This window comes from Allokutzneria oryzae, from assembly GCF_042429765.1.
Taxonomy (GTDB): Bacteria; Actinomycetota; Actinomycetes; order Mycobacteriales; family Pseudonocardiaceae; genus Allokutzneria; species Allokutzneria oryzae.
Genome location: NZ_JBHLZU010000009.1, coordinates 346,143 through 371,952, shown reverse-complemented (window position 1 = coordinate 371,952; position 25,810 = coordinate 346,143). Strand labels below are relative to the sequence as shown.

Sequence of the window (25,810 nt, the reverse complement as noted above, 5' to 3'; positions counted from 1 at the left end):
CTTAGCGCTGCGAACGAAGTGGAGCGCCGCATGTCGTTGCTCGCCCGACTGGATCGCTTACCCCTGTCCCGACCGCACCACCGGCTGCTGATGATCGGCGGCCTCGGCTACACCTTCGACGGGATGGACGCGGCCGTTGTCGCGTTCCTGCTGCCCAGCGTCCAGGCCGAGTGGGGCCTGTCGAACGCGCAGCTCGGCCTGATCGGCTCGGCGACGCCGTTCGGCTTCCTCTTCGGCGCCACGCTGGCAGGCATCCTCGGCGACCGCTTCGGGCGGCGCTGGGTGATGATGGGCGCGCTCGCCTTCTACTGCGTGTTCACCCTGGTCGCGGCGGGGGCGCCGAGCTTCGAGCTGTTCCTGGTCGCCCGGGTGCTCGCGGGCGTGGGCACCGGCGCGGAGAGCGCCATCATCGCGCCGTTCCTGTCCGAGTTCGTCCCGCCCGCGCGGCGCGGCTGGTTCGTCGGCGCGCTCGCCGGGTTCTTCTCCTTCGGCTTCGTCGGCGCCGCGCTGATCGGCCGCTTCGTCGTGCCGACCATGGACAACGGCTGGCGCTGGGCCCAGGTGCTGACCGCGCTTCCCGTGCTGATGTTGCTGTGGTGGCGGCGTTCCCTGCCCGAGTCGCCGCGCTTCCTGCTCGCCAACGGCCGGGCCGAGGAGGCCGAGCGCGTGGTCGCCGCCTTCGAGCGCGAGACCGAACGGGCGATCGGCCGCCCGCTGCCCCCGGTGCCGCCGGTGGAGGAGCAGCTCGCCGTGCGGCCCGTGCCGAAGGTCGGGCTCGGCTCCGCGTTGCGCTTCCTGTGGAGCGGGGCGATGGCGCGGCGGACCGCGATCACCTGGCTGCTCTGGTTCGTGATCACCTTCTCCTACTACGGCTTCTTCTCCTGGATCCCGACCTTGTTGATCCAGCAGGGGATCACCGTCACCAAGAGCTTCGAGTTCTCCATCGTGATCTACCTGGCGCAGGTGCCCGGCTACTTCTCCGCGGCGTGGCTGGGTGAGCGGCTGGACCGCAAGAACACCATCGCGCTCTACCTCGCGGGTTCGGCGGTCAGCGCGTTCTGGCTGAGCCAGATGACCGACCCGGTGATGATCATGGTTTCCGGGGCTGTGCTGTCGTTCTTCCTCAACGGCACCTACGCGGGGCTCTACTCCTACACGCCCGAGGTGTTCCCGACCTGGGTCCGCGCCAGCGGTACCGGCCTGTCCAGCGCCTTCGGCCGCGTCGGCAGCATCCTCGCGCCGTCGATCATCGGGTTCTTCGCCGCCACCTGGGGCTTCGCCGGGGTGTTCGGCATGACCACCACGGTGCTGGTGGTCGGTGTGCTCGCCGTGCTGGTGTTCGGGCTTTCCACGGCGGGACGATCCCTTGAGGAGCTGACCGAGGACTCGCTTGCGGAGTCGAGCGCCAACACAGAGGAGCGTTCGTCATGACCTCGCCCAAACGTGTGCTCGCCGAGTTGGAGAACGACTTCCGCGCCGAGGTGGGGGTGCGGTTGTTCACGGTGCTGGCGTGGCTGCCGGGGCGCCGGGTGCTGCACCGCGTGCACACCAGCCACCCCGCCCAGTACCCGGTCGGCGGTGAGAAGTCGGTTCAGGTCGCCGCGGGGTGGCTGGCGACGTGCATCGCGAAGGGGAAGCCCTACCTCGGTGTGGACCGCAAGGCCGTGCGCGAGGTGTTCGCCGACCACGTGGTGATAGACCGCCTCGGTTGCGGCGCCGTGATCAACCTGCCGGTACGGGTGGACGGCAGGGTGGTCGGCGTGATCAACCTGCTCGACGCGGAGGGTGCCTACGACGAGGACTCGGTGCGACGGGCGGAACTGCTGGTCCCCGCGGCCGTGCCCGCGGTGGAAGCGTTGGTGCACAAGCTGGAAAGGCGAAACGCATGAGCACTCCGGTGCTGTTGAAGAACGCGGTCCTGCTGGAACCGGAGACCGGTGAGTGCTCCGAGGGCGACCTGCTCGCGGTCGACGGCCGGATCGCCGAGACCGGTCGTGGCGTCCGCGCTCCGGAGGGAGCCCGCGTGCTGGACGTCGCGGGAGCCGTGGTGATGCCGGGCTTGGTGGACGCGCACGTGCACGTCACCGCCGCGACCGGTGACCTCGCCGCGATGGTGGGGTGGAGCCCGTCGTACGTGACCGCGCACGCCGGGCGGATCATGCGCGGCATGCTGGAGCGCGGGTTCACCACCGTGCGCGACGCCTCCGGCGCGGACTACGGGATCGCCGACGCACAGGCTGAAGGGCTGCTGAGCGGGCCACGGGTTCTGTTCTGCGGCAAGGCTTTGAGCCAGACCGGCGGGCACGGTGACTCCCGTGGCCGCGGCACCCAGGTGCGCGACGGGCACTCGTGCTGCGCCGGTCTCGGACGGGTCGCCGACGGTGTGGACGAGGTCCGGCTCGCCGCGCGTGATGAGCTGCGCAAGGGCGCGCACCACATCAAGGTCATGGCCTCCGGCGGTGTCGCATCGCCGACCGACCGCATCGACTCCACGCAGTACTCGATGGAGGAGCTGCGCGCGATCGTGCAGGAGGCCGAGGCGGCCAACCGCTATGTCGCCGCGCACGCCTACACCGCGCGTGCGGTCAACCGGGCGCTGGAAGCCGGGGTGCGCTCGATCGAGCACGGCAACCTGCTCGACGACCGCAGTGTCGAGCTCTTCGTTGAGCACCAGGCGTTCCTCGTGCCGACGTTGATCACGTACTGGGCGTTGAAGCACGAGGGCATGGAGTTCGGCCTCACCCCCGACAACTGGCGCAAGGTCGACGCGGTGCTCGACGCCGGACTGTCCGCTATGGACAGAGCGGCGCGCGGCGGCGTGCGGATCGTCTACGGCAGCGACCTGCTCGGCGGGATGCACCGGCACCAGAGCCGGGAGTTCTCCCTGCGCGCCGAAGTGCTGTCCACTGTGGACGTCATCCGGTCCGCGACGAGCACGGCGGCGGAGCTGCTGGGGCTGGCAGGGGAGATCGGCACACTGCGCGTGGGCGCACACGCCGACCTCCTCGTGCTGGACCGCAACCCCATCGACGACATCTCCGCCCTGGCCGAACCCCACAAACACCTCCGCACCGTCATCCAGTCCGGCACCCCCATCTAGTACTCCCGCCATTCGCGGGCTTATGGACGCTTTCGCGCGCTGCTGGACGTCCATAAGCCCGCGAATGGCCTAGGTCGTGTGTTGCGCGGGGTGGTGTCGCCTTGGGGCGTCTGGTGCCCTCATTTCGCGTTTTGGAGCCTTGGCGCGAAATGAGAGCGCTCTTTTGCGCGTTAAGTTTCCAAAACGTGAAAACCTCGACCACGCCAGCCAGTCCATGCGTGCACGGGGGTGCGGGGGTGGCATCGCCTCGGGGCGTCGGGACGACTTGCGGGACAGGCGCTAGGAGAGGGAGTGTTGGGCTTCGCGGAGGCGGACCAGGTCGGCGGCCATCGCGTCGAAGAGCAGCCGTTGTTCGGGGTCGGCGGCGTCGATCAGCTCCGCGAAGCGCTCGCTCTCGTTGTCGTCCTCGGACTCCAGCGAGGCCGCCAGCGCGCTCAACGCGTCGCGGGTGGTCTCCTCGGTCTCCGGCACCGCCGAGCGGTGCACCAGCAGACCCGCGATGCCGCTGAGCAGACCTGCGAGGGCCTCCCCGGCCTTGGTGACCGCGGCGCGCTCCGGCTCCGAGGCTCGGCGGCCGACGGTCGGCGGGTTCAGGACGTCGTTGATGCGGCGGACCAGCTCCCGCCTACCTCGGCGGACGGTGCGGTCTCCGTGCGCCGCCGCGGTGTTGGTGGTGAACGCGATCAGGCTGGAGCGCACCGCGTTCACCGCTTCGGTGACTCGTTCAGCTGGCGTGGGCTGGCGGGTCCCCGGCACGACCGCGAAGCCGAACAGCAGGCCGATCGCGGCGGCGAGCACGGTCAGCACCAGGTACTCCACGAGCACCGACGTCGGGTCGAGGTGCTTGGTGGAGGCGTACATGCCGACGAGCATCAGGACGGTGCACGCGTTGAAGACGATGGGCTGCGACTTCTGGAACGCGAAGCCGACCACCAGGGCGAGCAGGCCGATCGGCAGCAGCAGGTCGTCCGGGGCGAGCGCGAGCACCGCGAACATCGCCACCGCGCCGATCACCGACCCCGCCGTACGCTCCCACGCCCGCGTCGCGCTCGCCCGCCAATCCGGCTGCGTGATCAGGAAAACGGCCATCAGGAACGAGGTCATCAACGGGTCGTCCGGCCGTTGGGTGGCGAGGGTCAGCGCGACCAGGATGCCGAGCGCGCACCGCAGCGCGTGCCGGAACTGCGCTGAGCGCCAGCTGATCGCGCCCGCCAGGGCGTCGGCGAGGTAGCCGTTGCCGAGCTTGCGCCAGGACACCGGCGTCCGGTCGCGGTCGGCCAGCGCGGCGTGCACGCTGTCCAGTGCCTCGTGCATGCGCGTCACCAGGCGGCCGGTGCTGCCGGGAAGGTTCTTGAGCAGCGAGGGGCGTTGCGGCACAACGAGATCGGTCGGCGTCTCCTTCGCCTTGATCGCCTCGGCCAGTGACCTCGCCTCCTCACTCGCCGCGTCGAGGACTTCGCGGGCGTCCGGGCGGGAGCTCAGCACCGCGCTCGCCGTGCGGTAGCGCAGCGTGGCGTCGAGCACGAGACCGAGCCAGCGGCGCTGGTTGTCGGAGCGCCACGCGTGGACCGCGCTCTCGGGGTCGGTCAGCGTGGCCGTGGTCAGCAGGTTGGCGACCGCGGCACGGGTCGGCCCGTCGGGGTCGCGCATCCCGGCGAGCAGTCGCACGAGGACGGTCACGACGACGGCGACCACCGGCGCGGCGAGGATCTGCCACGGGGTGGTGGAGCCGGTGAGCTGGAAGGTGTAGCCGAACAGCGCCGCCATGCCCAGGCCGAGCGCGGTGGTGACGAAGCGCGGGCCGAGCGCGGGCAGCAGCGACGCCACGAAGATCACCACGGTCACCAGCGCGATGGCCGCGGGCACGCTGACGTGCGCGAGCAGCCTGGGCGCGGCCGCGGCGACCACGACCGCGGGGGCGAACCACGCCAGCAGCTTCAGGTCCGGCCACAGCGCCCCGCCGAACGCGGCCATCAGGCAGAACATCGCCGTCAGCGCGCCGAGCATCGCGGCGGGGCCGAGGCCGAGCAGCGAGCCGAGCCCGGCAACCGCGGCGACCAGCACCACGATCAGCAGGATCGGGGTCAGCGCGCGCAGGACGCCACCGGACCGACTCGCAGGGGCAGCAGGCACGGGATCGTCCTCCAAGATCTTCTCGAACTCCGCCGAAGTATGGAGCACTCGCCGACGACCTTCGCTCTCCGACCCGCTGAGCTGAACCTCATATGGCTTCTCGCTGATACGGCGGACTATGGTTCGGTCAGAACTCGAATCTGAAGGACGGTGTTCTGGTGGATCACGTTGACCGGGAACTCCTCGCGTTGCTGCAGGAGGACGCGACGCGGCCCTTCGCCGCGCTCGGCAAGGCGGTGGGACTGTCCACGACGGCGGCCCACGACCGGATTCGGAAACTGCGCGAGGCCGGTGTCGTCCGGCGCACCACCATCGAGGTCGATCCCGTCGCCTGTGGCCGGCCGGTCTCGGCGTTCGCGCTGGTCGACGGGAACGCGTGGATGGGGGAGCCTGTCGTCGGTCGCGCGCTGGCGGAGATCGCCGAGATCGAGCAGGCGCACATCGTCGCAGGGACCGCCTCCCTGCTGGTGAAGATCCGGGCGGAGAGCAACGAGCAGCTGCAGAAGGTGCTGCGGCGCATCCACGACATCGACGGCGTCACCTCGACCAAGACGATCGTGGTGCTGGAGACCTTCTTCGAGCGCGCCTTCGACCCCCGGGAGCAGGGATGACCCTCACCTACTGCGGACTGGAGCTCGACCGCGCCGCCGACCGCCGAGGCGACCGGGAGTGGGTCGACTCGGTGCGCGCGTCGGCCCGCGTGATTCCACTGTGGAGGGACAAGTGCCTGCTCGGTGCGACGCGCCAGACGCGGGCGGACGTCGAGGTCTTCCTCGGCCTCGACGGTGACACGGCCGTCTTCGCCGCCGATCTGTCCACTATGGACGAGGGCGATGCGATGCGTTCCGTTGGGGCGACCGAGGTGGCCGAGGTGCGGCGGCTGTTCGGCTCGGTCAGCGCGCAGGAGGCGGCGACGCTCGCCTACGCGCGCGGAATCCTGCACTGGCACCGGAACCAGCGGTTCTGCGGTGCCTGTGGTGGCGGAACCGACTCCCGCGAAGGCGGTCACCTGCGGGTCTGCCGGGACTGCTCGAAGCTGTTGTTCCCCCGCATCGAGCCCGCGGTGATCGTGTTGGTGGAGTCGCCAACGGCTCAGCGGGCCCTGCTGGGACGGCCGCCGAGGGGTGGCTTCTGCACGCTCGCCGGGTTCGTCGAGATCGGCGAGAGCCTGGAGGACGCGGTGCGGCGCGAGGTCTTCGAGGAGGCCGGGGTCGTGGTGGACGACGTGCGCTACCAGGCTTCTCAGGCGTGGCCGTTCCCGGCGGGGCTGATGGTCGGCTTCCGCGCCCGCGCCGTCTCCGAGGAGTTCACCGTGGATGGCGCGGAGCTGGCCGAGGCGAAGTGGTTCACCCCGGACGAGCTCCGCGCCGACTACTCGTCCACTGTGGACTCCATTGAGGGGTTCCTGGTGCGGAGCTGGCTGGCTACTGCTCGAACGGGACGGTGAGGCACGCCAGCCTGCCGCCCGCGGTCCCGGCCTCGCCGTGGTGCGTCGCGGTGGTCTCCTTCTCGTGCACGATGATCGACGCCGGTGCGCGGTCGGTGAAGACGAACGGCACGGTCGTCTTCGAGGTGCCCGCGCCCTGGGCGTCGGTGCGGACGTCCAGCCAGAACTCGTTGCGCGGGTTGGCGTATGCCGGATCGACGGAGGCCTTCTCCGGCGTCGCCGCCGGGTCGATGGTGTTCTGGTAGTGCGGGCCCGCGTCCGCGCCGGTCGCGCCGCACGGCTTGGTGTGCGCGTGCACGGCGTAGCCCCGTGAGGGCTGGAGCCCCTTGGCGCCGAACTCGACCGTGGTCGAGGTGTCGGCGTTGGTGACCTTCACCGTCAGCTCCGCGCCCACCGGGGCGGCGGGGTTGTAGCTGAACGCGGTGCCGGGGCCGCCGGGGGCGGCCAGGACACCGGTGTGGACGGTCGGCTCCGGCTGGGGTTGCTCGGAGCTGGGCACTGTGGACGTGGGCTTCGCCGGCGACGAGCACGCGGTGATCAGTGCGGTGGAGATGAGCATGGCCGTTGCCAGCATGCGATGGGACATCGCCGGTGGTCCTCCTAATGCGGGGTGCTTTCCCCACTAGTGTTCCCGCTCTGGCCAAGATCAACACCTCCGGGTGAGCGTCCCTGCCGCTACCCCATTCGGCCGCACTGTCCATCACGGACACTCCGAGGTCAGGGCAGGCCCCAGGGCGGGGGAGCGGAGGTGGCGGCCACGTCGCGGGGAGTGCGGGCCGGGCGGGCGCCTCGGCGGGTGAGCACCGCCGCCTGGCCTCGGCGGAGGGGGATCGCGACGCGGCCGGGGCTCACCTCCCGCCAGGGGAGCCTGCGACCGTGGTCGTCGCGGACGTCGAAGTCCCCGGGGATCCCGTGTTGCAGCACCAGGGGTTCACCCGCTTCGCTGTGCACGCGCACCCACTCGGTGGCACCGTCGCGGCGGGAGGCGTCCACAAGGAACGCACCCTGGGTGCGCAGCGCGGCCACCGATGCCTCCGGCCACGTGCGCGAGACCGACGGGAACACCTTCACCACGCCGTCCCCGCTCTGCACCAGCATGTCCAGCACCGACTGGGCGGCCGTCAGCGGGCTCTCGATCGCCAGGTTGGTGCCTTCGCGGTACATCGTGTTCGGGGTCAGCTGGGTCTCGTGAACCACAGAGCCGTCCAGGAAGCCCATGAGGTTCGCCAGGGCCTCCTCCGGCGAGTCCATCAACGAGCACATCGTGGACGCCGCGGCGAAGCTGTAGCCGTGCCAGTTCACCCGCATGCTCGACCAGTGGTCGTAGCTGGTGCGCATCAGCGCGCGGTCGGCGGGACGGTCCCACAGGGACTCTCGCAGCGGGTAGAGCCACAGCAGGTGCGAGAAGTGCCGGTGCGACTCAGCGAGCGGGACCCCGTCGCCGATGATCACACCGTCCGCCGTGCGGTGGTAGGGGACGAGCCGGGTCAGGATGTCGCGCCACACCGGCAGCCTGGAGTCGTTGACCCGCAAGCGAAGCGCCGTGTCGATCAGCGTCCGGCAGCCCCACCGGATCAGCGAGAGGTCGTAGGTGCAGTCGGCCGCGTCCGCGTACTCCGGGGACCGCGTCAACGGCAGGTGCAGACAGCCGTCGGAGCCCTCGACGAGGAAGTGGCGGTAGAAGTTGACCGCCTTGGCCAGCACGGGGAACAGGACCTCGCGGAGAACCCGTTCGTCCATGCTGTGCCGGTAGGCCAGCCAGACGTTGTGCAGACCCCAGATGAGGTTGCCGGTCTGGTCGGTCTTCGAGCTCGTGCCCGGAACTCCGACCGAGCGCGTCCCGCCCGGCCGGAGCGTGCGGTCGCCGGGGTGGGACAGCGCGTAGGTCTCGCCGTCGCGGTACGCGGGCGGCACCGACTGTTCGAGGTTGCGGTGGTAGCGGCGGAAGGTCGGGGTGACCGCGTCCAGCTCCGGGTGGTTGGAGCCGTTGACCATCGGGTAGGCGACCTGGACGTTGAGGTTCCACCACACGGCGGTCCAGCTGTTGCCGACCTCCGGGAACCACGGGCCCCACTCCGCCAGCACGGGCGCGTTGTCGCGCGTCGCCGCCGCCATCTTGTAGAGCTGGATCCAGTAGAACCGCTGGACGAGCTTGTCCGGTACCGAGACGAAGCTGCGGCGGTAGAACCGGTGCCACCACATGCGGTGCGCGGCGACCAGGACGTCGGGGTTCGCCGCGAGGGTGCGGCGGACGGTGGTGACCGCCTCGTCGAGGCCGGTGGAGTCCGGGTGGCCGTAGGCGATCGTCGCCACCAGCAAGCGGCGGGTGCCGACGCGCTTCTCCTGCCACGCGGTGGTGTAGCCGCCACCCGCGTGCATGGTCTGCTCGGTGTAGCCGATCCGGCCGGTGGAGCCCGTGGTCGGCTCGGGGTTGCCGGTGTAGTCGGCGGGAACCCGGACCTTGCGGGTGGTGTGCGACGGCAACGGCTGGAAGCCCCACGCCGCGGACTCCTCACCCGCCGTCGTGGTCAGCGACACCAGCAGCACGTCGCGGTCGTTGTGCACCAGGGCGGTGAAGGTCAGGCCACCGCGCGTGGTGGTGATCGTCCCGGTCAGCTCGGCGTTCCACAGGTCGAGCCGCCAGTCCACAGCGGTGATCGCGCCCGCCGTGGTGAGGGTCAGGTAGCCGATCGGCAGCCGGGACAGGCCGATGCCCGCCTCCCACTGGACCCGCTGGTCCTGGACCACGCCGTGGTTGAGCATGATCTTGAGGACGTTGGCCGCCGTGTCGCGGTAGACCTGCGCGCCGAGAAAGCCGTTGCCCAGGAACGGGGCGTTCTGCCAGCCGTCCGGGACGCGGCGCCACCGCATCACCGCGTCGCCGACGATCCGCTCGTGCTCGTCGGCGGCGCTGTGCGGCGCCGCCCACCCCGTCGCCCACGTCGTCGGGGAGCTGACCACGGCCAAGGTCGCCGAAGCGCCGAGGAAGGTCCTTCTGGAGATACCCGTCATTCGCCCCTGTCCTCACTGCGTCATGTCGGCGGCGGGGCGAAACATACGATGTTTACTGGCTCAGATCGAGTCCGCAGGGAAAAATATCCGCCATTCATCCGATGTCTTGATCGAGGCAGCACGCAAAACGACCCCCGGCCGAGTGGGCCGGGGGTCGTCGGGAGAGCGTGGGTCAGATCAGGCCGAGCTGCTTGACCGCGTCGCGCTCCTCGGTCAGCTCCTTGACCGAGGCGTCGATGCGCTCGCGGGAGAACGCGTCGATCTCCAGGCCCTGGACGATCTCGTAGCGGCCGTTGCGGGAGACCACTGGGAACGAGGAGATCAGGCCCTCGGGCACGCCGTAGGAGCCGTCGGAGACCACGGCCGCCGAGGTCCAGTCACCCTCGGGGGTGCCGTTGACCCAGTCGTAGATGTGGTCGATCGCCGCGTTCGCCGCCGACGCCGCCGAGGACGCGCCGCGCGCTTCGATGATCGCCGCGCCGCGCTTGGCGACGGTCGGGATGAAGTCCTCGCGCAGCCACTCCTGCTCGACCTGCTCCGCGGCGACCTTGCCGTTGACCTCGGCGTTGAACAGGTCGGGGTACTGGGTGGCGGAGTGGTTGCCCCAGATGGTCAGCTTCTTGATGTCGGTGACCGCGACGCCGAGCTTGGCCGACAGCTGCGACAGCGCGCGGTTGTGGTCGAGGCGGGTCATCGCGGTGAAGCGCTCGGCGGGCACGTCCGGGGCGTGCGCCTGGGCGATGAGGGCGTTGGTGTTGGCGGGGTTGCCGACGACCAGCACGCGCACGTCGTCCGCGGCACCGGCGTTGATGGCCTCGCCCTGCGGCTTGAAGATGCCGCCGTTGGCCGCGAGCAGGTCGCCGCGCTCCATGCCCTTGGCGCGCGGGCGGGCGCCGACGAGCAGGGCGACGTTGGTGCCGTCGAAGGCCTTCTTGGCGTCGTCGGTGATGTCGATGCCCTGGAGCAGCGGGAAGGCGCAGTCGTCGAGCTCCATCGCGGTGCCCTCCGCGGCCTTCACGGCCTGGGGGATCTCCAGCAGACGCAGCTTGACCGGGGTGTTCGCGCCGAGCAGCTGCCCGGAGGCGATGCGGAACAACAGGGCGTAGCCGATCTGTCCGGCCGCTCCGGTAACGGTGACGTTGACGGGAGCTTGGGCCATGACGATCTCCTCATTGAGCGTGGGGTTGCCAACCCTGGGGATGCTATCCATCCGGGTCCCGGCAGCGGACGGACGGGGGCGCACGTCACAGCGCCGGTTCACCGAACCGCGTAGTGCGCGACGCCGTCGATGGTCGTCGAGCGCAGCCGCCCGCGCAGCACGAGCAGGTCCAGGTGCGCCCCGGTCTCCAGCACCGCCAGCATCTGGTTGAACGGGTCGAGGTCGTCGAAGTGCCGTTCCCGTCGTGTCCAGCCGATCAGGCGCGCGACGTCGTAGGCGTTCGCCGCCCCCGCGTCGAGCGCCGCCGCGATCGTGTCCAGCCGCCGCTCGTGGTGGTCGAGCAGCTCGTCGACGCGGTCGTGCACGCTGTCGGCGACCTGGCCGTGCGCGGGCAGCAGGCGGAGGTCGGGCATGGCGCGGACGAGCTTCAGGGACTCCAGGTAGTCGCGCAGCGGGTAGTCGGGGATCACCGCCTCGAAGCCGATCGACGGCGTGATGTGCGGCAGCACGTGGTCACCCGCGAAGAGCAGCCCGGCCTTGTCGTCGACGAAGACCACGTGTCCCTGGGTGTGGCCCGGTGTCTCGACCACGCGAAGGGCGCGGTCGCCGATCTCGATGACCGTGTCGTTGGACAGCCACTCGTCCGGTTCCTCCCACACGCCCGGCTCCGGCGTGACGTCGAACGCGGTGGCGATGCGGTCCAGCACCACCTTCGCGCCACAGCTGAGCAGCTTCTCCGCGTGCTGCGTCAGCTGCGGCTCGTCGGTGAGCAGCTGCCCGGTCAGTGAGGGCTGTTCGCCGATGCCGAGCGCGATGCGGTTGCCGAACTCGCGCCGCAGGGCCACTGCCTGGGTGTAGTGGTCCCGGTGGATGTGGGTGACCAGGAACCGGGAGATGTCGCCGAGGTCGCGGTCGAGGTGCCGCAGCGCCGCGGCGAGGGAGTCCCGGCTCTCGCGCAGCGCCCAGCCGGAGTCGATCAGCACCAGCCGGTCGCCGTCCTCGATCGCGTAGACGTTCACCGCGTGCAGGCCGTCGTTGGGCAGGGGCAGCGGGATGCGGTGCACCCCGGGGGCGACGGTGATCGGGCCGGGCTCGGTCCAGGCCTTGCTCTGTGCCACGACGGTCCTCCTCGCTGCCGTGGCACAGAGCGTAAACCAAGCGATTGCTTGGTGACATTCGCGCTGGTCAGGTCAGCTTGTAGACGGTGAAGCCACCGTAAGTCCTCGGGGTGAAGTTCTCCTGCACCCAGGTGGCGATCTCGGTGCCGCCGCCCATCCCGCCGCCGCCCATGCCACCGGAGACGTAGTAGGCGACCTGGCCCCGCGCCACGTACTGCTTGAACTCCTCCAGGGTCGGTGCCGGGTCACGGCCGCTGAAGCCGCCGATGGCCATCACCGGCCTGCCGCTGGCCAGTTGCAGGCCGCCGGAGCCCTGCGCGCCGTTGGACGCGGCGGCCCAGGTGGTCGTTGTCGCCTTCAGCAGCTCGACCAGCTCGGTGTTCGTCTGCTCTCCGCTGCGCGGTCCACCGCCGCCGGGGCCGCCCTGGTCGGACCGCGGCCCGGACATCGGGATCGAGCCGGTGTGCGGAACGCTCGCGGTGACCGCGGCGTAGGCCGCCGTGCTGCTCAGGCCGCCGATCAGCGTCACAGCGAGCAGAAGCGCGCCGAGCCTTCGAGCGCCGAGAACGACTCCAGTTGCCGCGACGACGGTCAGTCCAAACGCGACCCAGCCGAGGTAGGTGTACCAGGAACCGTTGCGGCTCAACAGGATCGCGCCCCACACCCCAGTCACGACGATCATCGACGCGAGTACCGCGCGTGCCGACTTGTTCTTGCGCCCCAACCACAGCTGGCGTCCGGCGATCGCCACCAGCGCACCGATCGCCGGTGCGAGCGCGACCGTGTAGTACGGGTGCACGATGCCGCTCATGAAGCTGAACACCAGGCCCGACACCACGAGCCAGCCGCCCCACAGGATCAGGGCCGCGCGGGTGCGGTCGGTGCGCGGTGCCCTGCGGGTGAACCACAACCCGGCGACGAGCCCGATCAGCGCGGCGGGCAGCAGCCACGAGATCTCCGCGCCCATGCTGTCGCCGAAGAGCCGGGTGATCCCGGACTCCCCGCCGAAGCCGAGGTTCCCAGCCCCGCCGCCGCCCATCACGACCCGCTCACCGCCGCCTCCGCCGGGTCCGCTTCCGCCGGGTCCGCCTCCGGTGTTGCCGAAGATCCGGGAGAGACCGTTGTAGCCCAAGGCGAGTTCGAGCGCGCTGTTGGTGGTTGAGCCGCCGATGTAGGGCCGCGAGGACGCCGGCCACAGCTCCACCAGCGCGATGTACCACCCCGCGGAGGCGATCACCGCGCCCATCGCGCCCGCGAGCTGCGCGATCCGCTTGCCGAGCCCGGTAGGCGCCGCGATCAGGTAGACCAGCCCGAAGGCGGGCAACACCAGGAACGCCTGGAGCATCTTGGTGAGGAAGCCGAAGCCGATCGCCGTGCCGCACAGCAACAACCATCGCGTGCTGCCGTTCTCCAGCGCCCTTGTCAGGCAGTACCCGGCCGCGACGAGCAGCAGCACGAGCAGCGCGTCGGGGTTGTTGAACCGGAACATGATCGCGGCCACCGGCGTCAGCGCGAGGACCGCGCCCGCGAGCAACCCGGCCGCCGGTCCGAACCAGCGCCGCACCGCCGCGTACAGCAGCGCGACCGAGGCGACCCCGGCCAGTGCCTGGGGCACGAGCATGCTCCACGTGGAGAACCCGAACAGCCGCGCTGACAGTCCCATCAGCCACAGGGCCGCCGGTGGCTTGTCGACGGTGACGATGTTGCCCGCGTCCAGTGAGCCGAACAGCCACGCCTTCCAGCTCTGTGCCGCCGCCTGCACCGCCGCCGAGTAGTAGGTGTTGGCGTACTCGGACGAGCCGAGGTCCCAGAGGTAGAGCAGCGCTGTCCCGAGCAGCAACGCGGAGAACGATGCCCGCACCCAGCGGGGACTTTTGTGGTGTGGCGCAACGTTTGTGGCTTTCTCGGGAGCGGGGGCGCTCAGCGAGGTGGTCATCGGTTCTCCCTGTGAAGGTGGTGCTCCGTCAGGCACGTCGGGCGCGGAACACCCAGTGCCGCAACAACAAGAAGCGCAGTACGGTCGCGACGAGGTTGGCCAGCACCAGCACGCCGAGCTCGACGAGCTGGCCCGGTGCGGTCAAGGCGTGCAGCGCTGCCAACGAGCCGCTGGTCAGCGCGAGGCCGAGCGCGAAGGCCACCAGGCCCTGGAGGTGGTGCCTGGCCGCGCCGCCACGGCCGCGGACGCCGAAGGTGAACCGCCGGTTCGCCGCGGTGTTGCCGACGGCGGTCACCAGCAGCGCGACCAGGTTGGCCGCCTGTGCGCCGACACCGCCGCGCAGCAGGCTGTAGAGCAGGAGGTAGGCCAGGGTGCTGGCGATGCCGACCGCGGCGAAGCGCACGGCCTGGTTGGCCAGCTTCGGTGGCACGCCCGGCAACGGCTCCCGGCCGATGCCAGTGATCTTCAACGAGCCGGTCGCCAGCCCCTTGGCCAGCCGGGCGACGCCCTTGAGGTCGGCGATCGCGGTGGAGACGATGTCAACGCGGCTGTCCGGGTCGTCCACCCAGTCCACCGGGACCTCGTGGATGCGCAGGCCCGCCTGCTGGGCGAGCACGAGCAGCTCGGTGTCGAAGAACCAGCCGGTGTCCTCGACCAGCGGCAGGAGGCGGCCGGCGACGTCCTTGCGGATCGCCTTGAAGCCGCACTGCGCGTCGGAGAACCTGGCGGCGAGCGCGCCGCGCAGGATCAGGTTGTAGCAGCGGGAGATGAACTCGCGCTTCGGGCCGCGCACCACCCGCGCGCCGCGCGCCAGCCGGGTGCCGATCGCCACGTCGGAGTGCCCGGAGATCAGCGGGGCGATCAGCGGGAACAACGCGGCGAGGTCGGTGGACAGGTCCACGTCCATGTAGGCGAGCACGGGGGAGTCGGAGTCCGACCACACCTGCCGCAGCGCCCGCCCCCGGCCCTTCTCCGCGAGGTGCACGACGCTGACCTCGGCCAGATCGGCGGCGAGGCCGGTTGCGATGGCCAGGGTGCCGTCGGTGCTGGCGTTGTCGGCGACGGTGATGCGGAAGGAGTAGGGCAGGCGCTCGGAGAGGTGGGCGTGCAGGCGGCGCACGCAGGCCGCGAGGTCGGCCTCCTCGTTGTAGACCGGGACCACCACGTCGAGCAGCGGGGTCCGGCCGGTCGGATCGAACTGCACAGGGTGCGGACCGGCGTTGGCGCGGTCCGGCGGCAAGGTCGTGGTCATGTGATCGACGGTTCCGGTGTGGACTGTGCCGTCCATGTGGCGTTCCTGTGTTCGGCCTGTGAGCCCGGCACTCATCGCGTGAGGTCGTAGACGGTCACACCGTCCACAGTGGAGGAGTTGTAGGTCGCGGCGACCCACTCGGCGATCCTGCGGGACTCGTCGCTGCCGCTTTCGGCCTGCATTCCCGCACCGCCGAGGAAGTAGTGAATCCGTCCACTTCGGACATAGGACTGGAACTCGTCGAGTGTGGGGGCTGGGTCGGTGCCGTTGAACCCGCCGACGGCGAGCACCGGGGCCCCCGACGCCAGCTGGAAACCGGCCGCGCTGTTCGACCCGACGGCGGCGGCCACCCACGTGTACCCGGCGGCGCCGTTGACCAGCAGCGCGGTGAGCTCCGTTCCGGGGGTCCCCGCGTTGAGCAGGCTGCCCATGCCACCACCGCCCGTGCGGCTCATCCCGTTGGGGCCCATGGCTCGCCCTCCTTGGCTGGGGCCTGCGGATGGCAGGGCTCCGCTGTGCGGTGTCGCGGCGGTCGCCACTGAGTAGGCGGTGGGAGCGGCGAGGGCACCGACCAGTGCGGCGACGATCGTGCCGCGCACGAAGTTCTGCGGAAGGTGCCCGGCGAACAGCAGGAGCACGGCCGCGCCGAGGCCCACAACTCCCACTCCCACCGCGAGGGCGAACATGCTGCTGCTCAACAGGCGTGCCGACCACATGGCGGTGCCGCCGACCGCGAGGAACAACGCGACGGAGCCGCCGCGGTCCCGCTCCCTCCAAGCCAGAGCCGCGCCCATGCCCACCAGCGCGGCGATCGAGGGGGCCAGCGCGACCGTGTAGTAGGAGTGGATGATGCCGTTCATGTAGCTGAAGACCAGGCCCGTGACGGCCAGCCATCCGCCCCACACAAGGAAAGCGGCCCGCGTCCGATCGGTGCGCGGGGCCTGGCGGGTGGCGATCAGGCCGAAGGCGAGGAAGATCAGCGCAGCGGGCAGCAGCCACGCGATCTGCCCGGCCATCTCCGAGGTGAACAGCCTCCCGAGCCCGACACCGCCGAAGCCCCTGCCTCCGCCGACGCTGCCGACCTCGTCACCGGTGAGACGGCCCAAACCGTTGTAGCCCAAGGTGAGTTCGAGAACGCTGTTCGCCTGCGAGCCGCCGATGTAGGGCCTGGCGGACGCGGGGACCAGCTCGACGACCAGCACCCACCAGCCGCCCGCGACCACCATGGCGAGCCCGGCCACGAACAGCTGTGCGACTCTCCTGCCGAGACCGGTCGGCGCGGCGACGAGGTAGACGAGGGCGAACGCGGGCACGACGAGCAGCGCTTGCAGCATCTTCGTGAGGAAGCCGAAACCGATTGCCGTGCCGCACAACACCATCCACCACGTGCTGCCGTTCTCCAGCGCTCGCACCAAGGAGTACGCGGCGGCGACGAGCAGGAGCACGAGCAGGGCGTCGGGGTTGTTGAAGCGGAACATCAGCGCGGCGACCGGTGTGAGCGCGAGCGCGGCTCCGCTCAGCAGCGCCGCGCTCGCGGGGAACCACCTGCGCACCGTGGCGTAGAGCAACCACACGGACGCGATGCCCGCGAGTGCTTGGGGGACAAGGACACTCCACGAGCTGAGACCGAACAACCGCACGGACAGTCCCATCAGCCACAACGAAGCCGGGGTCTTGTCGACGGTGATCCCGTTGGCGGCGTCGGTGGCGCCGAAGAACCACGCGGTCCAGCTTTGTCCGCCCGCCTGGGCGGCGGCGGAGTAGTAGGCGTTGGCCCACCCCGAGTCGCCGAGCGCCCAGAGGTAGAGCACCGCCGTGGCGCCGAGCAGGGTGATCAGGGCTGGGCGCTCCCAGGAGCGGGCTGGTGCGATGGCCATGCGGCCAGCCTCTTTGCCGCCGCTGTGGCCTCCGTGTGCGCTTCCTGTGCACCACCTGTGCGGTTGGCGACCTGGTGTCTATTCTCCCTGTCGCCATTTCCGCTGTCGTGAAAAGGAGTCATGAATGTTTCGTCGTATCGCCGCCGTTGTCGCGCTGGTGTGCGTCGGCGCGGTGCTGCCCGCGGGTTCGGCCGCGGCCGACCAGAGAGGCGACTGCCGGGCCACCGCGTCAGTGCCCACCTACTCGGGCGGACAGATCTACGCGAAGGCGTCCGTCACCTGCAAGAACAGGCACGCCAACTTGGTGGTGCGAGCCTGGGTCGTGCGTGACGGGTCTCTGCAAGGGGTGGGTACTGACAAGACGTGCCCGAACTCCAAGACCTGTGAGGTGACCGCGACCAAGCCGAACATGAAGGGCGACCAGGAGTGGTGCACGATCGCCCGTGCTTTCAACTTCGGTTCTGGTTACGCCCGGGACGAGAAATGTGAGCACTGGGATTTCTAGTGGATTCTTGAAAAATGCTTTTGTCTGACTGCGACGTGCGCCACACAGCGTGGTGGCGGCGCTCGTCGTGGTCAGTCGCCCTGCCGGTCCTCGGCGTGCAGCGGCAGGACAACGGTCATGCGGGTGTGGCCAGGGCGGCTGTCCAGGTCGATCCGCCCGTGGTGCGCCGACACCACCGCCGCGACGATCGCCAGGCCGAGCCCGGTGCTCCCGGCGGCGCGGGACCGCGAGGTGTCGCCACGGGCGAAGCGCTCGAACACCTCGGGTTGCAGCTCCGCGGGAATGCCGGGGCCGTTGTCGGTCACGGTCAGCACCGCGGTGCCCGCCGACGTGCTCAGCGCCGTCGTCACCGTGGAGTCCGGCGGGGTGTGCGTGCGCGCGTTGGTCAGCAGGTTGGTCACCACCTGGTGCAGCTGGCTCGCGTCGCCGGTCACCGTGATCGCCTCCGGCGGCAGCTCCAGCACCCAGCGGTGGTCGCGGCCCGCGACGTGGGCGTCCGCCACCGCGTCGGCGACCACGCGGGACAGGTCCACCGGGCCGTGCACCACCGGGCGGTCGGAGTCCAGGCGCGCCAGCAGCAACAGCTCCTCGACCAGCGTCGTCATCCTGGCGGACTCCGACTCGATGCGGCCCATCGCGTGGGCGACGTCCGGCGGGACCTCGTCGTTGCCCCTGCGGGTCAGCTCGGCGTAGCCCCGGATCGAGGCCAGCGGCGTGCGCAGCTCGTGACTGGCGTCCGCGACGAACCGGCGAACCCGGCTCTCGCTCGCCTGGCGTGCGCTGAGCGCGTCCGCGACGTGGCTGAGCATGTGGTTCAGCGCCGCGCCGACCTGGCCGACCTCGGTCCTGGGGTTGGTGTCCTCCTCGGGAACGCGCATCGGCAGCACCACCTCACCGCGGTTGAGCGGCAGCTCCGCGACCCTGCGCGCGGTGGTCGCCACCCGGTCCAGCGGGCGCAGGGTGCGGCGGATGACCCACGCGCCGACCACGCCGGCGGCCAGCAGTCCGGTGACCGCGACGCCGCCGATGATCAACGCGAGCCGGAGCAGCGTCTCCTCGACCTGGCTCAGCGGTAGCCCGAGGACCTTCGTGCCGAACAGCCCCTGCGACGCCTGCACCCGGAACCGTCCGAGCGAGCCGAGGGACACCGTGTGCTGCTGGTTGTCGATGCGCAACGCCAGCAGAGGTGCCAGCGTCTCCGGAGGCAGGTTCTGCTGCAGCTCCTGGTTTCCGTTGGCGCCGAGCTGCCTGGCGAACACGAACCGGCCGTCGACGAACTCGGCGTTGATCGTGCCGATCGGGTGGCCGGGATTGAACTGCCGCACCGTGGACTCGGTGCCGCGCGGCGGAGGCGGCATGGGATCCCGTGGCAGGGGAGAGCGCGCGCTGTCCGCTGCGAGCTGCCGGTCGAGCTGGCTGACGAGGAAGGTGCGCAGCGCGAGCTCGGTACCCACGCCGACCATCAGCAGCACCAACGCCAGCAGCACGGCGACCTGCGCGACGAGCTTGCGGCGCAACGACCAGTCCGATGTGGACCATTCGAACAGGCGGTGCCACCGCCGCCGGGGCTCAGCCCGCTGGCTTGAGGACATAACCGGCGCCGCGCATCGTGTGGATCATCGGCTCCCGGCCGGCGTCGATCTTCTTGCGCAGGTAGGAGATGTAGAGCTCGACGATGTTGGCCTGGCCGCCGAAGTCGTAGCTCCACACGCGGTCCAGGATCTGCGCCTTGCTCAGCACCCGCCTGGGGTTGCGCATGAGGTAGCGCAGCAGCTCGAACTCGGTGGCGGTCAGCTCGATCTCGGTGCCCGCCCTGCGCACCTCGCGGCTGTCCTCGTCGAGCACGAGGTCGCCGACCACCAGCTCGGAGCCGTCTGCGGCCTTGGCGACGCGCGTCCTGCGCAGCAGCGCCCGCAGCCGCAGCACGACCTCCTCCAGGCTGAACGGCTTGGTCACGTAGTCGTCCCCGCCCGCGGTCAGCCCCGCGATCCGGTCGGCGACGCCATCTTTGGCGGTCAGGAACAGCACCGGCATCTCCGGTGCCTCCGCGCGCATCCGGGCGAGCACCTCAAGGCCACCGAGGTCGGGCAGCATGATGTCGAGCACCACCACGTCGGGGCGGAACTCCCGCGCGAGGCGCACGGCGGTCATGCCGTCGCCCGCGCTGCGGATCTCCCAGCCCTCGTAGCGCAGCGCCATCGACACCAGCTCGGCCAGGCTCGCCTCGTCGTCGACGACCAGCACCCGCACCGGCTGCCCGTCGGCGCGGCGCAGGTCGGAGCGGGACGTCTCAGCGTTCACCGTGGCCATGCTCCCAAGGTCGTCGGCGGGGTTGTGCCGGTGCTGTGCGGTTCCTGTGTAGCAGCTGTGCGTCCGGCGCACCCGGTGGTGGCACAGCGTGTCCCCACCCCGCGCACAGCTGGCGCACAGCCTCGGCGGTGACGGTGGAGCCAGAAGATCCACCACAGGAGGACTCCCATGACTGACCCGGTGCACGACCAGACCCAGGACCCCGGTTGGGGCGGCCCGCAGCAGACGCCAGCGCGGACGTGGTCGGCCCGCAAGACCGCCGTGGCCGCGGCGGTCGCCGTGGGCATCGCCGCGGCGGGCGGGGTCACCATCTACGCGATGGGCGGGGAGAGCGCGACGGCTCAGGGGCCGGGCGGTGTCCGGATGGGCGGCGGTCCCGTGATCCTCGGGCCCGGTGGCATGGGCGGCGGGCCGATCCGGGAGTCGCTGCACGGCGAGTTCGTGGTCTCCGACGGCAACGGCGGCTACAAGACCGAGCGCACCCAGACCGGTTCGGTGACCGAGGTCAGCGCCACGTCGATCACGGCGAAGAGCGTGGACGGCTACACCCAGGTCTACACCGTCGACGCCGCCACGGTGATCAACAACGGCTCGTCGAAGATCGACAGCATCACGAACGGCAAGACCGTCACCATCACCGCCGACGCCACCAACAAGGCCACCGCGATCACCGACGCCTCCACCACCCCCCGCCGCCGCGGCAACTGACGGCCATTCGCGGGCTTATGGACCTCTTCCAGCGCGCTGAAGCGTCCATAAGCCCGCGAATGGCCATATTTGGGGGGTATGGGGGGTGGGAGGGGATGGTATTGGACGTATGGGAGGGGTGGGGGGAGAGTGGGTGGGGTGAAGAGGTGGAGTGGGGTGGAGGGGCTGAGTGGCGTGAAGGGGCTGAGGCTGGCGGAGGCGGTTGCGGAGCTCGTGCACGACGGGGACTCCGTCGCGCTGGAGGGCTTCACCCACCTCATCCCGACCGCCGCCGCGCACGAGATCATCCGGCAGCGCCGCCGGGACCTCACGCTGATCCGGATGACCCCCGACCTCATCTACGACCAGCTCATCGGCATGGGCTGCGCGCGCAAGCTCGTCTTCTCCTGGGGCGGCAACCCCGGAGTCGGCTCGCTGCACCGGTTCCGGGACGCCGTCGAGCACGGTCACCCGCATCCGCTGGAGATCGAGGAGCACAGCCACGCGGGCATGGCCAACCGCTACGTCGCCGGGGCCGCGCGGCTGCCGTTCGCCGTGCTGCGCGGCTACGTCGGCACCGACCTGCCCTCGGTCACCCCGACGATCAGCACCGTGCGCTGCCCGTTCACCGGTGAGGAGCTGGCCGCGGTGCCCGCGCTCAACCCGGACGTGGCGATCGTGCACGCGCAGCAGGCGGACCGGCGCGGCAACGTCGCGTTCTGGGGGATCACCGGAGTGCAGAAGGAAGTCGTGCTCGCCGCGAGCAGGTCACTGGTCACGGTCGAGGAGATCGTCGACGAGATCCAGCCGCACCACGGGCAGGTCGTGCTGCCGTCGATCGCCGTCGACGCCGTCGTCCAGGTGGAGCGCGGGTCCTACCCGTCGTACGCGCACGGGTACTACGACCGGGACAACGCGTTCTACCGCGAGTGGGACGTGATCAGCCGGGACCGCGACGCGTTCGCGGCGTGGATGCGCGACCACGTTCTGGACGTCGAGGACCACGCAGCGCACCTGAGGAGCCTGGGGTGAACACGGACTTCACCACCGACGAGATCATGACCGTCGCGGCGGCGCGGGAGCTGCGCGACGGCGTGCTGTGCTTTGTGGGGATCGGCCTGCCCAGCGCGGCGGCGAACCTCGCCCGCGCCACCCACGCGCCGAACTGCACACTGGTCTACGAGTCCGGCACCATCGGCGCCAAGCCCGACCGGCTTCCACTGTCCATTGGGGACGGTGAGCTCGCCGACACCGCAGACGCGCTGGTCTCGGTGCCGGAGATCTTCAACTACTGGCTGCAGGCCGGTCGGGTGGACGTCGGGTTCCTCGGCGCGGCGCAGATCGACCGCTACGGCAACCTCAACTCCACCGTCGTCGGCGACTACGCCAACCCCGATGTCCGCCTGCCGGGAGCCGGTGGCGCGCCGGAGATCGCCGCGTCCGCCAAGGAGGTGATCGTGGTGCTGCGGCAGAGTCCGCGCGCGTTCGTGGAGAAGCTGTCGTTCGTCCCCTCCGTCGGCAACGGCGCGCGGGAGCAGTTGGGCTACCGGGGAGCCGGGCCGCGAGTGGTGCTGACCGACCTCGGAGTCCTCCGGCCCGACGAGTCGGGGGAGCTGGTGCTCGTCGCAGTCCACCCGAACAGCAGCGTCGAGCAGGCCAGGGCGGCGACCGGCTGGGACCTGCGCGTGGCCGAGCATGTCGAGGTGACCTCGCCGCCGACCTCCTCGGAGCTCGCCGCGCTGCGCGCGCTGCGTCAGCGGTCCGCCTCCTGAACCGTCCCGTCCTCGCCGACCACCAGGCGGCGGTCGAAGTCCGCAGCGAACCAGCGGTCGTGCGTCACCGCGATCACCGTGCCAGCAAAGGACTCCAGGCCGTCCTGGAGGGCCTGCGCGCTCGCCAGGTCCAGGTTGTCGGTGGGCTCGTCGAGCAGCAGCAGCGTCGCCCCGGACAGCTCCAGCAACAGGATCTGCAACCTCGCCTGCTGTCCGCCGGAGAGGGTCTCGAACCGTTGCGCTCCCGCTGGTGCCAGCTCGTAGCGGGCGAGCGAGGCCATGGCGTCGTTGCGCGTCAACGCGTGCTCCGACATGACGATGTCCGCCGGAGTGCGGCCGTGCAGGTCGGGCCGGGTGTGCGTCTGGACGAACAGGCCCGGTCGCACCCGCGCGCCGAGCTGCACGGTTCCGTTGTGCGGCAACGGTTCTCCGGCGAGCAGCCGGAGTAGATGAGACTTCCCGGTCCCGTTGGCGCCGAGTACCGCGACGCGTTCGCCGAACCACATCTCGAAGTCGAACGGCTTGAGCAACCCAGGCAGCTCAAGGTTTTCGCAGGTGACAGCGCGTTTTCCCGTTCGTCCACCGCGAAGGCGCATGCGGACGTTCTGCTCGCGCGGGGCGCGCTGCGGCGGCCCCGCGGCTTCGAAGCGGGTGAGCTTGGTCTGCGCGGAGCGGTAGGCCGCGGCGACGGCGTCGTTGTTGACCGCGCGCTGCCGCAACAGGTGCACCGATCGCTTGAGTCGCGTGCGCTCCTCCTCCCACCGCCGCTTCAGCTCGTCGAGCCGGTCGGTGCGGTCGCGGCGGGCTTGGGCGTAGCCGGCGAAGCCGCCGCCGTGCACCCAGACCGTGCGGGACTCGACGGTGATGACGCGATCAGCGGAGTTCGCCAGCAGCTGGCGGTCGTGCGAGACCAGCAGCACGGTCTTGGTGGTGGCCTTGAGCTGGTCCTCCAACCACTCCTTGCCCGCGATGTCGAGGTAGTTGTCAGGCTCGTCGAGCAACAGCACGCGGTCCGGCCCTCGGAGCAATGCCTCCAGCACCAGGCGTTTCTGCTCGCCACCGGACAATGTGGACACCGGTCGGTCCTTGGTGTCCGCATAGGAGAGGTTGAGTGCCGCGGTGACGCACGCGTCCCACACGACCTCGATGTCGAAGCCGCCCGCGTCGACGTGGTCGCTGAGCGCTCGGGCGTAGGTCAGCTGGCTGGGCTCGGTGTCGTCCAACCCGCGTTCGGCGCGCACCAGCTCTTCCGTCGTCGCTCTGATCCTGGGCGGGGCGACCGCGAGCAGCAGCTCTCCGACGGTGTCGCCGGAGATGAACTGCCGCATGACGCCGAGGCCGCCGGAGCTGGTCACCGTGCCGGACGCCGGCCGGATGTCACCGGCGACCAGTCGCAGCAGTGTGGTCTTGCCCGCGCCGTTCGGGCCGACGAGTGCGGCCTTCACGCCCTCACCGACCCGGAAGGACACCGCGTCCAGCAGTCGCCGCCCGTCCGGCAGGACGTAGGTGAGGGAGTCGACCTCGACGTGTCCCATGCCCCTCCTGGATCGATGTTCGAGCACTAGACCAACGTTCTAGTGCTCGTGCACTGTACTAGTGTCGGGGGTGTGAAGGACAAGCCGGTTTGGCAGCGGCAGCGCCGCGCCGCACGCGAAGCACCCCCGCTGACCAGGGAAAAGATTGTCGCCGAGGCGGTGGCGCTGCTCGACGAGGAGGGCACGGCGAAGCTGACCATGCGGCGGCTGGCGCAGCGCCTGGACGCGGGGCCGACCACGCTCTACTGGCACGTCGACACCAAGGACGACGTGCTGGACCTGGCGCTGGACGCGGTCTTCGGCGAGGTCGTGCTGCCAGAGCCGACCGGCGACTGGCGGGCCGACGTGCGCGCGCTGGTCACCGGCTGGCGCGCAGCGATGCTGCGGCACCCGTGGTCGGCGGCCCTGGTCGGGCGGCCGATGGTCGGGCCGAACGTGCTGGCGCGCACGGAGTTCCTGTACGCGGCACTGGTCCGCGCCGGGTTCACCAAGGCCGCACTGGCCACCGCCGCGCACGGGCTGGCGAACTACGTCACCGGCTCGGCGCTGACCCTGACCACCGCGCGGAGCGAGGACGGGCTGGTCGCGGCGGAGTACCTGGTCGAGCAGTGGGAGAGCTACCCGACCCTGGTGGACAACGGCCACCTGCGCGAAGAGGACTGGGACGCGGTCTTCGCGCAGGGGCTGGAGTCCTTCATGGACGGACTGGAGTCACTGCGGTCGTGACGCCACGAGCGTCTCGAAGTCGGGGAAGCTCTCCGCGATCGGGCTGCCGGTGAAGTTGCCGACCCAGCCCTCGTCGTCGTGGAAGAACCGCACCGACACGTAGTCCGGCCTGGTGCCCATGTCGAACCAGTGCGTGGTGTTGGCCGGCACGCTCAGCAAGTCGCCCGCCTCGCACAACACCGCGTACACCTGCTCGCCGACGTGCAGGTAGAACACGCCGGAGCCGCGCGCGAAGAACCGGTCCTCGTCGTCGTCGTGGGTGTGCTCGGCGAGGAACTTCGTTCGTGCGGCCGCGGCCTTCTCCAGCCACTCCGGGTCGTCCGACGGCGTCATGTGCATGGCGTCGACCAGGACGTAGCCCTCGGACTCCACCACGCGGTCCACGTTCTCCCGGTACGCCGCGAGGACCTCCTCGGAGGTCGGCGTCGCGGACAGCCCGTCCACGACCGCCCACCGCTCGAACCGCACACCGAGCCGCTTGAGCTCCGACTGGATCTCCGCGCCGTCCTCGGTGCGCAGCAGGACCGTGCCGGGGTCGTCGTCCGGCCAGACCGTCAACAGCGTCATCGCTCACTCTCCACCTTGAAGCGCAGCAACCATTCCAGGCACTCCACGCGGTGCCGGGCCTGGTACAGGTCCTTGCCCCACACGTACACCCCGTGTCGCGCCACGATCAGCGCCGGAGTGTCGGCGCGGTAGGACTTCTCGAACTCGTCACCGAGCACCCGCATGTCCTGCCCGTTGGCGATGACCGGGATCGTCACCAGGTCGTCGTGCGCCGCCCGCCCGAAGCCCTTCAACATCTCCAGGTCGACCAGCTCGACGCCGTCCGGCCACCGCTGCGCGGCCAGCACCGGTGCCATGACGTGGACGTGCACCACGGCCCCGGCCCCGGACACGGCGGCGATCCGCCCGTGCAGCCCGGCCTCGGCGGAAGGCACCTTCTCCGGATGCGGCTGCTCCGCGACGGCGTTGCCCGACGCGTCCACGACGACCACGTCGTCCTCGGTCAGCTCACCCTTGTCCAGCCCGCTGGTGGTGACCGCCAACCGCAGCGGCTCGTCCCGCAGCCGCACGGAGAGGTTGCCCGAAGTCCCGCGCATCCACCCCATGGCGGTGTACCGCGCCGACTCCGCCGCCAGCGCCCTCCCCGCTTCCCTCAACCCATCCACTCCACCCCTCCTCACGTCCCGTTTCCCGGCCATTCGCGGGCTTATGGACCTGTTCGGACCTCCAAAACG

The 25,810-nt window shown here is 70.4% G+C and carries 23 protein-coding genes; 10 read left to right on the top strand and 13 right to left on the bottom strand.

Annotated features, from left to right (window positions below; translation table 11 throughout):
* Window positions 1-30 precede the first annotated feature (30 nt).
* Genes ACFFQA_RS11160 through ACFFQA_RS11150 form a run of 3 tightly spaced genes read left to right on the top strand, consistent with a single transcriptional unit; the run spans window position 31 to window position 3,100 of the window.
* Entirely contained in the window at window positions 31-1,431 is a 1,401-nt protein-coding gene (locus tag ACFFQA_RS11160) for an MFS transporter (protein WP_377851688.1), read from the top strand.
* A complete protein-coding gene (locus ACFFQA_RS11155) occupies window positions 1,428-1,889 on the top strand; it encodes a GAF domain-containing protein (protein ID WP_377851687.1) in 462 nt (153 codons plus the stop codon). Before ACFFQA_RS11160 ends, ACFFQA_RS11155 begins: the two co-directional genes overlap by 4 nt.
* Window positions 1,886-3,100, top strand: a complete 1,215-nt coding sequence (locus ACFFQA_RS11150; RefSeq protein WP_377851685.1) for a metal-dependent hydrolase family protein — start codon at window positions 1,886-1,888, stop codon at window positions 3,098-3,100. Before ACFFQA_RS11155 ends, ACFFQA_RS11150 begins: the two co-directional genes overlap by 4 nt.
* Before the next feature lie 279 nt (window positions 3,101-3,379).
* Here the strand turns inward: ACFFQA_RS11150 and ACFFQA_RS11145 are convergent, their stop codons facing one another.
* Entirely contained in the window at window positions 3,380-5,233 is a 1,854-nt protein-coding gene (locus tag ACFFQA_RS11145; protein ID WP_377851684.1) for an FUSC family protein, read from the bottom strand.
* 158 nt (window positions 5,234-5,391) lie between these two features.
* Here ACFFQA_RS11145 and ACFFQA_RS11140 point away from each other — a divergent pair, with 158 nt between their 5' ends.
* On the top strand, window positions 5,392-5,844 hold the full coding sequence (locus ACFFQA_RS11140; protein WP_377851683.1) for an Lrp/AsnC family transcriptional regulator: 453 nt from the start codon (window positions 5,392-5,394) through the stop codon (window positions 5,842-5,844).
* Complete coding sequence (nudC, locus tag ACFFQA_RS11135; protein WP_377851682.1) at window positions 5,841-6,680, top strand: NAD(+) diphosphatase; 840 nt, start codon at window positions 5,841-5,843, stop codon at window positions 6,678-6,680. Before ACFFQA_RS11140 ends, nudC begins: the two co-directional genes overlap by 4 nt.
* On the opposite strand, the gene ACFFQA_RS11130 is transcribed toward nudC, so the two are convergent.
* The 7 genes from ACFFQA_RS11130 to ACFFQA_RS11100 all read right to left on the bottom strand — a co-directional run bounded on the left by ACFFQA_RS11130 (window position 6,658) and on the right by ACFFQA_RS11100 (window position 17,034).
* Window positions 6,658-7,266 (bottom strand): superoxide dismutase family protein, encoded by a 609-nt coding sequence (locus ACFFQA_RS11130; RefSeq protein WP_377851681.1) that lies wholly within the window; start codon window positions 7,264-7,266, stop codon window positions 6,658-6,660. The two genes, nudC and ACFFQA_RS11130, sit on opposite strands and share 23 nt — an antisense overlap.
* A 131-nt stretch (window positions 7,267-7,397) precedes the next feature.
* A complete protein-coding gene (locus tag ACFFQA_RS11125) occupies window positions 7,398-9,692 on the bottom strand; it encodes a glycosyl hydrolase family 95 catalytic domain-containing protein (protein ID WP_377851680.1) in 2,295 nt (764 codons plus the stop codon).
* A gap of 172 nt (window positions 9,693-9,864) precedes the next feature.
* Window positions 9,865-10,851, bottom strand: a complete 987-nt coding sequence (locus ACFFQA_RS11120) for a malate dehydrogenase (RefSeq protein ID WP_377851679.1) — start codon at window positions 10,849-10,851, stop codon at window positions 9,865-9,867.
* Window positions 10,852-10,949: 98 nt separating this feature from the next.
* Window positions 10,950-11,969 (bottom strand): MBL fold metallo-hydrolase, encoded by a 1,020-nt coding sequence (locus ACFFQA_RS11115; RefSeq protein WP_377851678.1) that lies wholly within the window; start codon window positions 11,967-11,969, stop codon window positions 10,950-10,952.
* Window positions 11,970-12,036: 67 nt separating this feature from the next.
* Window positions 12,037-13,905, bottom strand: a complete 1,869-nt coding sequence (locus tag ACFFQA_RS11110) for a glycosyltransferase family 39 protein (RefSeq protein ID WP_377851677.1) — start codon at window positions 13,903-13,905, stop codon at window positions 12,037-12,039.
* A 28-nt stretch (window positions 13,906-13,933) separates the two neighbouring features.
* On the bottom strand, window positions 13,934-15,157 hold the full coding sequence (locus tag ACFFQA_RS11105) for a bifunctional glycosyltransferase family 2/GtrA family protein (RefSeq protein ID WP_377851676.1): 1,224 nt from the start codon (window positions 15,155-15,157) through the stop codon (window positions 13,934-13,936).
* Window positions 15,158-15,228: 71 nt separating this feature from the next.
* Complete coding sequence (locus ACFFQA_RS11100) at window positions 15,229-17,034, bottom strand: ArnT family glycosyltransferase (protein ID WP_377851675.1); 1,806 nt, start codon at window positions 17,032-17,034, stop codon at window positions 15,229-15,231.
* Window positions 17,035-17,158: 124 nt separating this feature from the next.
* On the opposite strand from ACFFQA_RS11100, the gene ACFFQA_RS11095 reads away from it, so the two are divergent.
* Entirely contained in the window at window positions 17,159-17,539 is a 381-nt protein-coding gene (locus ACFFQA_RS11095) for a hypothetical protein (RefSeq protein ID WP_377851674.1), read from the top strand.
* A gap of 71 nt (window positions 17,540-17,610) precedes the next feature.
* Here ACFFQA_RS11095 and ACFFQA_RS11090 read toward each other — a convergent pair whose 3' ends face one another.
* Window positions 17,611-19,131, bottom strand: coding sequence for a sensor histidine kinase (locus ACFFQA_RS11090; protein ID WP_377851673.1), 1,521 nt, complete (start codon window positions 19,129-19,131; stop codon window positions 17,611-17,613).
* A complete protein-coding gene (locus tag ACFFQA_RS11085) occupies window positions 19,109-19,849 on the bottom strand; it encodes a response regulator transcription factor (RefSeq protein ID WP_377851672.1) in 741 nt (246 codons plus the stop codon). Before ACFFQA_RS11085 ends, ACFFQA_RS11090 begins: the two co-directional genes overlap by 23 nt.
* Window positions 19,850-20,017: 168 nt before the next feature.
* Between ACFFQA_RS11085 and ACFFQA_RS11080 the strand changes: the two genes are divergently transcribed.
* The 3 genes from ACFFQA_RS11080 (at window position 20,018) to ACFFQA_RS11070 (ending at window position 22,308) form a co-directional block, all read left to right on the top strand.
* Window positions 20,018-20,557, top strand: coding sequence for a hypothetical protein (locus tag ACFFQA_RS11080; protein WP_377851671.1), 540 nt, complete (start codon window positions 20,018-20,020; stop codon window positions 20,555-20,557).
* 156 nt (window positions 20,558-20,713) lie between these two features.
* The gene (locus ACFFQA_RS11075; protein WP_377851670.1) at window positions 20,714-21,568 is read left to right on the top strand and encodes a CoA transferase subunit A; all 855 of its coding nucleotides are present in this window, start codon (window positions 20,714-20,716) and stop codon (window positions 21,566-21,568) included.
* 26 nt (window positions 21,569-21,594) lie between these two features.
* Window positions 21,595-22,308: a CoA-transferase subunit beta gene (locus ACFFQA_RS11070; RefSeq protein WP_377851699.1), complete on the top strand. Its 714-nt coding sequence runs from the start codon at window positions 21,595-21,597 to the stop codon at window positions 22,306-22,308.
* Here ACFFQA_RS11070 and ACFFQA_RS11065 read toward each other — a convergent pair.
* Complete coding sequence (locus ACFFQA_RS11065) at window positions 22,290-23,843, bottom strand: ABC-F family ATP-binding cassette domain-containing protein (RefSeq protein WP_377851669.1); 1,554 nt, start codon at window positions 23,841-23,843, stop codon at window positions 22,290-22,292. The genes ACFFQA_RS11070 and ACFFQA_RS11065 overlap by 19 nt on opposite strands.
* A gap of 72 nt (window positions 23,844-23,915) precedes the next feature.
* Between ACFFQA_RS11065 and ACFFQA_RS11060 the strand changes: the two genes are divergently transcribed.
* Entirely contained in the window at window positions 23,916-24,569 is a 654-nt protein-coding gene (locus ACFFQA_RS11060; protein ID WP_377851668.1) for a TetR/AcrR family transcriptional regulator, read from the top strand.
* Here ACFFQA_RS11060 and ACFFQA_RS11055 read toward each other — a convergent pair.
* Together ACFFQA_RS11055 and mtnB are read right to left on the bottom strand one after the other, a co-directional pair.
* A complete protein-coding gene (locus ACFFQA_RS11055) occupies window positions 24,555-25,136 on the bottom strand; it encodes a 1,2-dihydroxy-3-keto-5-methylthiopentene dioxygenase (protein ID WP_377851667.1) in 582 nt (193 codons plus the stop codon). The two genes, ACFFQA_RS11060 and ACFFQA_RS11055, sit on opposite strands and share 15 nt — an antisense overlap.
* Entirely contained in the window at window positions 25,133-25,741 is a 609-nt protein-coding gene (gene mtnB / locus ACFFQA_RS11050) for a methylthioribulose 1-phosphate dehydratase (protein ID WP_377851666.1), read from the bottom strand. The genes ACFFQA_RS11055 and mtnB overlap by 4 nt, the downstream gene beginning before the upstream one ends.
* Window positions 25,742-25,810 lie beyond the last annotated feature (69 nt).